Here is a 7667-nt window from a genome sequence, read left to right as displayed (position 1 = left end):
CCGGAAAAGGTCCGCGATATGCTTTCGGCCGGCGCGTTGACGGCCGGCCATGCGCGGGCCATTGCCTCCACATCCGATCCGGTAAAGCTGGCGCGGCAAATTGTGAGCAAGGGCATGTCGGTGCGCGATGCGGAACGGCTGGCTCAGAAGGATGGGGAGCCCGCGTCATCGCCGCCGCGCGCGGCCGCGCCCGCCAAGGACGCGGACACGCTGGCGCTTGAAAAAATGCTGACGGACAATCTCGGCCTCAAGGTCACGATCAGTCACCGCAGCGGCGGCGGTCAGGTCAAGGTCGACTATCGCACGCTGGAGCAGCTCGATGAGCTCTGCCGATTGCTTCAGGCGCCAAGACAGGTATAAAAAGCCGGCTATCGACCAGTTATCTTTGACGATCTGAGGGCTATTGCAAGCAAGGCCTGGCGGGCAATGCTGCTTTGCAGCGCGGGTTGCCTGCGCGTTTCGAGAATAGCGTCCTGCAGATGCTGCATCACAGCGCCCGTCGCGCGCCCGTTCCAGCCGCGGACGGCTTTTTCCAGTGCGGGCTTGCGGCGAAAATGTATGCGTCTGCCATATTCTCCCATAACGTCGGATAGGCGCCTGCGTTCGCCCTCGATCAGGCCGCGCATCAGGGCGATCATCTGGAATTGCCTGAGGCAGGCCTGCAGGACCAGGAAAACCTGGGTTTTTGAAGCGATAATGCGTGTCAGCGCGTGATCGAGACCGGAGACGTCACCGGTGAGAACGCAATCGACGGCTTCGTCGATCGAAAGAGACGACGCATCGCCGGAAATGGCGCGTACGTCGTCTTCGGTCACCTCGTCGCGGCCGTGGCAATAAAGCGCAAGCTTTGTCAACTCTCCACGGCTTGCGAGCCGGTCGCCGCCGAGATTTTCAAGCAGGTGCTGCCGGGCTGCCGGGCTGATCTTCAGTCCGGCGTGTCCCAGTTCCTCGTCGATCAGAGCGTTGATGGCCCGCCCGTCGTCGCCGTAGCAGGGCAAGGCGATCGACGCCTTGCCGCTCTCGGCGGCCTTGCGCAGTGACGAACCTTTTTTCAGGTCACCTGCCTCGATGATGAGTGTCGTGTCCGCCGGCGGATCCGCGGCCATTGCCGTGACGGCATCGACAACGGCCTTGTCATTTCCCGCGCCGCGCAGCCAGATCAGGCGGTCACCGCCGAACAGGGCGATCGCGTTGATTTCGTCCAGGAGGCGTGCGGGGTCTTGCTTGAGGTCGGAACTGTCCAGCCTGACGACATTGAAATCATCGGACAGATCGACATTGACGGTCTTTGACAAGGCGGAAGCGCGCTCGGACACGAGACCGCGATCGGGCCCGTAGACAAGCAACGCCCGGTAACCGGGATCGGGCCGCCTGATGAAACCGTCGACTTCGTGTGCCTTTTTCTGTGCCATGTGCTAGCGGGAAATGAGTGCCGCCGTATCCGCCCGGATGATCTCAGCCAGTTCGCCCGCCGCCCTGTTTTCGGCGTCGCGAAGGGCGCGCCGGTTGGCAAATTCCTGGGTTGTCTGATCGTAGAAGGTCACGACGGTGCGCTTGCCGGTGCCGATGATCTCCCTGGTCTTGTTGTCACGCAGGGAGTAGGTGGCGATTGCGGTGTAACGCTGCGCCGTGATGCCGTCGGTCAGCTGCTCGCGCAGCGCGGCGCTGGCGCGGCCTGCAATCGTTACGTCGAGCGTATAGTCGGGCTTGGCGGGTTCGCCCTTGCCGCCGGAAAACATGAAAATCAGGCGGTTGCGCAGAACCTGCTCGACCCGGTCGTCGGCCGGATTGATGCCGACGGACAGGAGTTTCGATTGCGTGCCGGCCGAGGGGGAATAGAGCGGCTTGACCTGGCATGCCTGAAGAACGGAGACGCCGCAGACAAGCAGCACGGCAAGCAGGATATGTCTCATTCGGGCCTTCCCATCATACGACAACGTTTACGATCCTTTGAGGAACGACGATGATCTTGCGCGGGGCGTTTCCGTTGAGTGCGGCCTGAACCACCGCCAGTTCCAGAACGGCCGTCTCGACAGCCACTTGATCGGCATCGCGGGCAATTGTCAAATCACCTCGTTTCTTGCCGTTTATCTGTACGGGAAGCGTGATCTGATCGTCGACGACAAGGTCCTGATCGAACCGAGGCCATGCCGACTGGGCAATCAGGGCATTGCCGCCGAGCAGCGTGTTGCATTCCTCGCACAGATGCGGCGTCATCGGCGCCATGATGCGGATGAGGATGTCCACGGCATCCCTGACCGCGGCCAGCAGCGCGGCGTCCGCCTGCCTGGTGGCGACGGACGAAAGCGGCGCGGCAAGGGTGTTGACCAGCTCATGCATGCGGGCGATCGCCTTGTTGAAGGCAAGCTTGTCCAGGTCCTCGCCAACGGCCTTCAGGGTCTTGTGGGCCGCCTTCGATATCCCGGCGGCCTCGCCCTCCTTTGCCGGCGCCGGCGCCGCCGATTTCAGAGCCGGGGCCGCCTCGCCAAGAAGACGCCAGACGCGCTGAACGAAGCGGTGCGCACCGTCAACACCGGCTTCCGTCCAGATGACATCGCGCTCGGGCGGCGAATCGGACAGCATGAAGAAGCGTGCCGCGTCGGCGCCGCAGGACGCGATAATATCGTCCGGATCGACAACGTTCTTTTTCGACTTCGACATTTTTTCGATGGAGCCGATCGTGACTTCATCGCCATTGTCGAGCCGGTAGGCGCGTCTTTTGCCGTCGGTTTCCTCGACCCGGACATCGGCGGGCATCAGCCAGCCCTCGGACCCCTTATAGGTCTCGTGCACCACCATGCCCTGCGTGAAGAGGCCCTTGAACGGCTCCTTCAGGCCGACATGGCCGGCGATGCGCATCGCGCGGGTGAAAAAACGCGAATAAAGCAGATGCAGGATCGCGTGTTCGATGCCGCCGATATACTGATCGACCGGCAGCCAGCTGTCGGCCGCTGCGGCTTGCGTCGGCTCGGGCGATTGCGGCGCGGTGAAACGGGCGAAATACCAGGACGAATCGACAAACGTATCCATCGTGTCGGTCTCCCGGCGCGCATCGGCACCGCATTTCGGGCAGGCGACATTACGCCATGTGGGATGGCGGTCGAGCGGATTGCCGGGTGTCTCGAAATCGATGTCGTCGGGCAGTTCGACCGGCAGGTCGGAGCGCGGAACCGGCACGACGCCGCAGTTCTCACAGTGGATGACCGGGATCGGGCAACCCCAATAGCGCTGACGTGAAATGCCCCAGTCGCGAAGCCGGTAGTTGGTCTCCCGGCGCGCCTGCGGCCTGCCGTCGAGCGCGATGGCTTCAAGCCGCTTTGCAACTTCGTTGAAGGCGTCCTCGGGCGACATGCCGTCCAGGAAACGTGAATTGATCATCACGCCGTCGCCGACATAGGCCTCTTCGGTGATCTGGAATGTTTCGGCGTCGGCATCCACGGGCATGACGACGGCGGTCACCGGCAGGCCGTATTTGTTGGCAAAGTCCAGGTCGCGCTGATCGCCCGAGGGACAGCCGAAAATCGCGCCCGTGCCGTAATCCATCAGGACAAAATTGGCGACATAGACCGGCAGGAGCCAATCCGGATCGAAGGGATGGCGGACCTTGATACCGGTATCGAAACCCTGTTTTTCAGCCGTTTCCAGCGCCGCGACGGAGGTGCCCATGCGGCGGCATTCGTCGCAGAAGGCCGTAAGTTCCGCATTGCCCTGCGCTGCCTTGACGGCAAGCGGATGATCCGCCGCGATCGCCATGAAAGACGCACCGAAGAGCGTGTCCGGACGGGTGGTGTAGACCTCCAGAAGGGTTTCGCCCGCCGGCGCGGTCCCGGGAACGATCTGCCAGCCCATATGCAGGCCCTCGGAACGGCCGATCCAGTTCTTCTGCATCAGCCGGACCTTTTCCGGCCACTGGTCGAGATCGTCCAGCGCCTCCAGCAGTTCCTGGCTGAAATCGGTGATCTTGCAGAACCACTGGGTCAGTTCGCGCTGCTCGACAAGGGCGCCGGAGCGCCAGCCGCGCCCGTCGACCACCTGCTCATTGGCAAGCACCGTCTGATCGACCGGATCCCAATTGACCTTCGACTGTTTGCGGTAGACAAGGTCGTGCTCGAGAAAATCGAGGAAAAGCTGCTGCTGGTGGTGATAGTAATCGACGTCGCAGGTCGCGAATTCGCGCGACCAGTCGAGCGATAATCCCATCGATTTGAGCTGCGCGCGCATGATGTCGATGTTCTGGTAGGTCCAGTCGCGCGGGTGGACCTTGTTCTGCATGGCGGCGTTTTCGGCCGGCATGCCGAAGGCGTCCCAGCCCATCGGATGAAGCACGTTATAGCCGCAGGCGCGCTTGTAGCGGGCGATGACGTCGCCCATCGCATAGTTGCGCACGTGACCGATATGGATACGGCCCGACGGATAGGGAAACATCTCGAGCACGTAATATTTCGGCCGCGGATCGTCATTATCCGTTTCGAACAGTTTCCTTTCGTCCCAGATCCTGCGCCAGCGCGGTTCCGCTTCGCGCGGATTGTAACGTTCAATGGCCATCGAAAGGGGTCCGTTGCTATTCCGAAACTTTGCGCGGAGCTTCAACACGAAACCCGGCGAGCGTCAACTGTTGCGCCCTCAAATTGGCGCGAATGAACGGCGTGCCGGGGTGGCACGCCGGATTACGGGCAGGCAAGATTTCGTTGTGTGCCGGGCAAAGCTATGTCATGAGGCTGAAAAAGGACAGCGGAAAGCACGACGCCTATGAATGCCACGGACAGATTGCAGCGTGTTCGCAACGAGGTGGCAAAGGCTCTGGCGGATGCCGCGCGGCCCGACGACGCGGTGACCGTTGTCGCCGTCTCCAAAACCTTCGATGCCGGGGTCATTGCACCGGTGATCGCGGCCGGACAAAGGGCTTTCGGTGAAAACAGGGTGCAGGAGGCGCAGGGCAAATGGCCTGCGCTGAAAGCGGATAATCCCGATATCGAGCTGCGTCTCATCGGACCGCTCCAGTCCAACAAGGCAGCGGACGCGGTCGCCCTGTTCGATGTGATCGAGACGATCGATCGCGACAAGATCGCCAGGGCGGTGACGGCGGAGATGGACAAGCAAAAGCGTCGGCCCCGTTTGTTTGTCCAGGTCAATACCGGCTCGGAGCCGCAGAAGACCGGGATCGAGCCCAAAGAGCTCGTCGCCTTTGTCGATCACTGCCGCAGCGCCCATGGCCTGACCATCGAGGGGCTGATGTGCATTCCGCCGATTGCCGAAAATCCCGGACCGCATTTTGCCCTGCTCGCCAAGCTTGCGCGCGCCGCCGGAGTTGAAAAACTCTCCATGGGCATGTCGGCCGACTACCGGACCGCGATTGCCTTCGGCGCAACCTCCGTGCGTGTCGGATCGGCGATCTTCGGCAGCAGGCAGAAGCCGGGCAGCGTGCGGTAAGCGTGCCCGAAGTGCCGCATTGATCTAAGGTCTGATTTACCGGCCGCGCTCCGGTTTGTATGTGTGGCCGCGCAGATGCCGGGTATTGCGGCGGCAGGGAACCGGTGTTTACCCGCATCTGCAGCCGATATCGCTCCGGCCTGGCAGCGGGCGTCAAGCTCCATGCGCCAGACCGGCAGCACGGACGCGGAACAGATGGTCCCGCACGTCCTGCGACGGGAGGAAATTATGGGCAGCAGCTATCAATCGGTCTATGACGGATGGACATCCGATCCGGAAGGTTTCTGGGCAAAGGCCGCCGAGGACATCGACTGGTTCTCGCCTTACGAGACGGTGTTCGATGCGGATCAGGGGGCCTATGGCCGCTGGTTTGCGGGCGGCAAGACCAATACCTGTTTCAACTGCCTCGACCGGCATGTGGAGCGTGGCCGCGCCGATCAGCCGGCTCTCATCTATGACAGCCCGATCACCGGAGCAAAACGCAGTTACAGCTACGGCGCGCTGCTGGACGACGTCAAAGCGCTTGCCGCCGTTCTTGAGGATCAGGGGATCGCCAAAGGCGACCGGGTGATCATCTATATGCCGATGATCGCGGAAGCGGTCATGGCGATGCTGGCCTGCGCCCGTCTTGGTGCGGTGCACTCCGTCGTTTTCGGCGGTTTCGCCGGCCATGAGCTCGCGACCCGCATCGACGACGCCAAACCGGAGCTGATCATTGCCGCCTCCTGCGGCATCGAGCCCAATCGGGTCGTCGCCTATATGCCGATGCTGGAAGAGGCCATCGGCGAGGCGGCGCACAAGCCGCAGACCTGTCTGATCCTGCAGCGTGAACAGGAACCGGCCGCGCTGACGCCGGGGCGCGACATCGACCTCGCCGAGGCGATGGACAAGGCGCGTGCCGAAGGTCGCGATGTGCCCTGTGTGCCGGTCGATGCGACCGATCCGCTTTACATCCTCTACACGTCCGGCACCACCGGCCAGCCGAAGGGCGTGGTCCGCGACAATGGCGGCCATATGGTTGCGCTCAACTGGACGATGAACGCCATTTACGGGGTCAATCCGGGAGAGGTGTTCTGGGCGGCCTCCGATGTCGGCTGGGTGGTGGGCCACTCCTATATCGCCTACGCGCCGCTGCTGCATGGAAACACGACGATCGTCTTTGAGGGAAAGCCGGTCGGAACGCCTGATGCCGGCACCTTCTGGCGGGTGATTGCCGAGCACAGGGTCACCGCGCTCTTTACCGCGCCAACGGCCTTCCGGGCGATCAAGAAGGAGGATCCGCAGGGCGAACTCATCGGGCAATACGACCTGTCGGATTTCCGCACGCTGTTTCTTGCCGGCGAGCGCGCGGATCCCGATACGATCGAATGGGCGCGCGAAAAACTCTCCGTTCCGGTCATCGACCACTGGTGGCAGACCGAGACGGGCTGGACCATCGCCGGCAATCCCGTCGGTCTCGGCATGCTGCCGGTCAAACCGGGTTCCCCGACCGTTGCCATGCCGGGTTACGATATCCAGGTGCTCGACGATGAGGGTCATCCGGTCGAGCGCGGAGACCTCGGCAATATCGTCGTCAAACTGCCGATGCCGCCCGGTTGCCTGCCGACGCTGTGGAATGCCGAGGAACGGTTCAGGCAGGCCTATCTCGCCGAGTTTCCCGGATACTACAAGACAGCCGATGCCGGCTATATGGATGAAGACGGCTATCTGTTCATCATGGCGCGCACCGACGACATCATCAACGTTGCGGGTCACAGGCTCTCCACGGGCGCGATGGAAGAGGCCATCGCCTATCACCCGGACGTCGCCGAGTGCGCCGTGATCGGCATCGCCGACAATCTGAAGGGCCAGGTTCCGGCCGGTTTCCTTGTGCTCAACTCGGGCGTCGAGCGCAGCCCCGAAGACATCGAGAAGGAAGTCGTCAAGCTGGTCCGCGATCAGATCGGCCCGGTCGCGGCCTTCAAGCAGGCGCTGACCGTGCTGCGCCTTCCAAAGACGCGTTCGGGCAAGATCCTGCGCGGGACCATGCAGAAGATCGCGGATGGCGAGGACTGGAAAATGCCCGCGACAATCGACGATCCGGCCATTCTGGACGAGATCGGCGATGCGTTGCAAACGCGTGGGATCGGCCGCGCCTGACCTTGCCCGGAGCCGCCGCGGCCCTATGATTATTTGCCATTGACCGGCGCTGCCATCGCGTTCACTGTTTGCCGCCGGAACGTACGTTGCGCACGGGT

At 62.5% G+C, this 7667-nt stretch carries 6 protein-coding genes; 3 read left to right on the top strand and 3 right to left on the bottom strand.

Annotated elements, in window-relative coordinates; translation table 11 throughout:
• On the top strand, nucleotides 1-360 hold a 360-nt coding region (locus AC5E6N_RS00740), incomplete at its 5' end, for a ParB/RepB/Spo0J family partition protein (protein ID WP_491746004.1).
• Nucleotides 361-368: 8 nt separating this feature from the next.
• Here the strand turns inward: AC5E6N_RS00740 and holA are convergent.
• From holA to leuS, 3 genes are read right to left on the bottom strand one after another with little or no spacing between them, the layout of a single operon-like run.
• On the bottom strand, nucleotides 369-1412 hold the full coding sequence (gene holA / locus AC5E6N_RS00735) for a DNA polymerase III subunit delta (protein WP_491746003.1): 1044 nt from the start codon (nucleotides 1410-1412) through the stop codon (nucleotides 369-371).
• 3 nt (nucleotides 1413-1415) lie between these two features.
• On the bottom strand, nucleotides 1416-1913 hold the full coding sequence (locus AC5E6N_RS00730) for a hypothetical protein (protein ID WP_491746002.1): 498 nt from the start codon (nucleotides 1911-1913) through the stop codon (nucleotides 1416-1418).
• 13 nt (nucleotides 1914-1926) lie between these two features.
• On the bottom strand, nucleotides 1927-4545 hold the full coding sequence (gene leuS / locus AC5E6N_RS00725; protein WP_491746001.1) for a leucine--tRNA ligase: 2619 nt from the start codon (nucleotides 4543-4545) through the stop codon (nucleotides 1927-1929).
• A 204-nt stretch (nucleotides 4546-4749) separates the two neighbouring features.
• On the opposite strand from leuS, the gene AC5E6N_RS00720 reads away from it, so the two are divergent.
• Both AC5E6N_RS00720 and AC5E6N_RS00715 read left to right on the top strand, forming a co-directional pair.
• Nucleotides 4750-5430 carry a YggS family pyridoxal phosphate-dependent enzyme gene (locus AC5E6N_RS00720; RefSeq protein WP_491746000.1) on the top strand — a complete coding sequence of 227 codons (681 nt, stop codon included), beginning with the start codon at nucleotides 4750-4752 and terminating at the stop codon, nucleotides 5428-5430.
• Nucleotides 5431-5658: 228 nt separating this feature from the next.
• Nucleotides 5659-7569 (top strand): propionyl-CoA synthetase, encoded by a 1911-nt coding sequence (locus AC5E6N_RS00715; protein WP_491745999.1) that lies wholly within the window; start codon nucleotides 5659-5661, stop codon nucleotides 7567-7569.
• Nucleotides 7570-7667: the final 98 nt, after the last annotated feature.

This window comes from Hoeflea sp., assembly GCF_984452065.1.
This window is presented reverse-complemented; position numbering and strand designations above follow the sequence as displayed.

Bases quoted from the DNA above. Each gene is read 5' to 3' on its own strand.
- leuS (WP_491746001.1), bottom strand. From the start codon at position 4,545: ATGGCCATTGAACGTTACAATCCGCGCGAAGCGGAACCGCGCTGGCGC.
- holA (WP_491746003.1), bottom strand. From the start codon at position 1,412: ATGGCACAGAAAAAGGCACACGAAGTCGACGGTTTCATCAGGCGGCCC.
- AC5E6N_RS00730 (WP_491746002.1), bottom strand. From the start codon at position 1,913: ATGAGACATATCCTGCTTGCCGTGCTGCTTGTCTGCGGCGTCTCCGTT.
- AC5E6N_RS00720 (WP_491746000.1), top strand. From the start codon at position 4,750: ATGAATGCCACGGACAGATTGCAGCGTGTTCGCAACGAGGTGGCAAAG.
- AC5E6N_RS00715 (WP_491745999.1), top strand. From the start codon at position 5,659: ATGGGCAGCAGCTATCAATCGGTCTATGACGGATGGACATCCGATCCG.